This is a genomic window from Weizmannia sp. CD-2023, from assembly GCF_036225245.1.
Classification (GTDB): domain Bacteria; phylum Bacillota; class Bacilli; order Bacillales; family Bacillaceae_C; genus Weizmannia; species Weizmannia faecalis.
Genome location: NZ_JARTJQ010000105.1, coordinates 1 through 1,605, shown reverse-complemented (window position 1 = coordinate 1,605; position 1,605 = coordinate 1). Strand labels below are relative to the sequence as shown.

At 38.7% G+C, this 1,605-nt stretch carries 1 protein-coding gene; it reads right to left on the bottom strand.

Annotated features, from left to right (window positions below):
- Positions 1–68 precede the first annotated feature (68 nt).
- Complete coding sequence (locus P9687_RS15410) at positions 69–1,463, bottom strand: IS4 family transposase (RefSeq protein WP_014097252.1); 1,395 nt, start codon at positions 1,461–1,463, stop codon at positions 69–71.
- Between the last annotated feature and the right edge of the window lie 142 nt (positions 1,464–1,605).

Genomic DNA, 1,605 nt, shown 5'->3' with positions numbered 1-1,605 from the left:
ACTCAAGTTTCGGACTTGAATAATGAGCATAATCCCTTGATACAAAAGGAATCGCCATGCTTTTATTATCATGCTGCTTCCGATTTTAGTAGTGGCTTTTGTAAAAAGCTCGGCAATTTGTTGATAAAGCAATCCAAAAAGTCCTGAATTTTTTCATCTGTAAGCAGAAAGCTTTCTGCCAATGTTTGACCTAAAGCTTCTATAATTGTCAAAAGTGCTTCAGCAAATTGGATATCATCTATTTCTTCACAATACATGTAAAATAATTGTCCGAGTGTTCGAGGATCCTCTTCCTCTCTAGCGCGTAAGGATAGCATCAAATACCTTAGAAATACAATGGTCGTATGAGCAAACATTGAGTCATAGCTCTGACATTGAAATTCTTTACCTAGTTTTAGATATGATTTTGTCACTTTAAAGAAGCATTCAATATCCCAACGTTTGCCATAGATACGCACAACGTCTTCATCTGTGTGATTCATATTGGTCGTAAGTAGAGCTAACCACTTTTTTGAGCGATTACGGTCACGCACAAAGACGATACGTGCTTGAATTTCTTGTCCGTATTCATCATTGTGTCCTAATCCGACGACAATAGATGCCAAAATTTTAGCACGTCCACGCTTTTTACGAACCATTTTATAGAGTTGGCTTAATCGATAGGACTGCCCTTCATAATGGTAGGAAACCCTTGGTAAATCTTTTAGCATACAGACTACATCAAGGGAATAATTCCTGACGATTTTAGCGATGGTACTTGGAAAGGCAAACCAGCTGTCAAATAGAACGGCCTTAGCCCCTAGCTTTTCGGGATCAACAGCATTCAGTAGGTTGAACATCGTTTCCGTAGTTTTTTGGATAGCTTCCTTACGGCGTTTGTAACCAACAGTCCGTTTATCGATGCTTGAATCCATTTCTTGAAAACGATTTTTAGCTTTGGGAGAACTTAAATGTGAAAAGGCAAGAGGTAGAAAGGTAGCCCCATCTGACCAGCCAAGGGTAAGCATGCGAAATCCTTTGAAATACACATGATGTGCATGATCCTTCGCCCGTGCAAGCAGCTCAACACATTTACTCCGGTTTCGATAAAAGGCAGAATCGTCAAAGATCAGTACACAATCACGTCTTTCAGACGTAAGGGGACGGATAAACTTTTCTATGAGATAGGTGGAAACCAGAACCAACAGTTTACGCCAATTGTAAGTAGGATTCTTTAATAGGTCATAGACAACATCCTTCCGGAAATCTTTCGGGATGCGATCTGATTTAAGTGCTCGTGAAAAACTCATTCCATGAAGAACGAGAGAGAAAACGAACCGGATTATAGAAAGAGCGGAGACCCCCTTTACCTTGTGAATATTGGACCGATGTAAGAATACGCCTAACTTCGCTTGTTTAAAAAATCGTGTAGTTTCCGAGTAAATGTTTTCTTTTTGGTTTAAATCTGGTAAAATGGTAGCCATAAAAGACATCCTTTCTTTGGTGGTTTGGTTACCTTAATTTTACCAAGAAATGGGTGTCTTTTTTACACTTTTTAATAAAAAAATCAGTTTCAGGCTTGATTTTATAAGGGATTATGTCACTTTTTTTACTCCGAAACTTGAG

Excerpts from the sequence above, each read along its gene's own strand:
- P9687_RS15410 (WP_014097252.1), bottom strand. The coding sequence starts at position 1,463 with ATGGCTACCATTTTACCAGATTTAAACCAAAAAGAAAACATTTACTCG.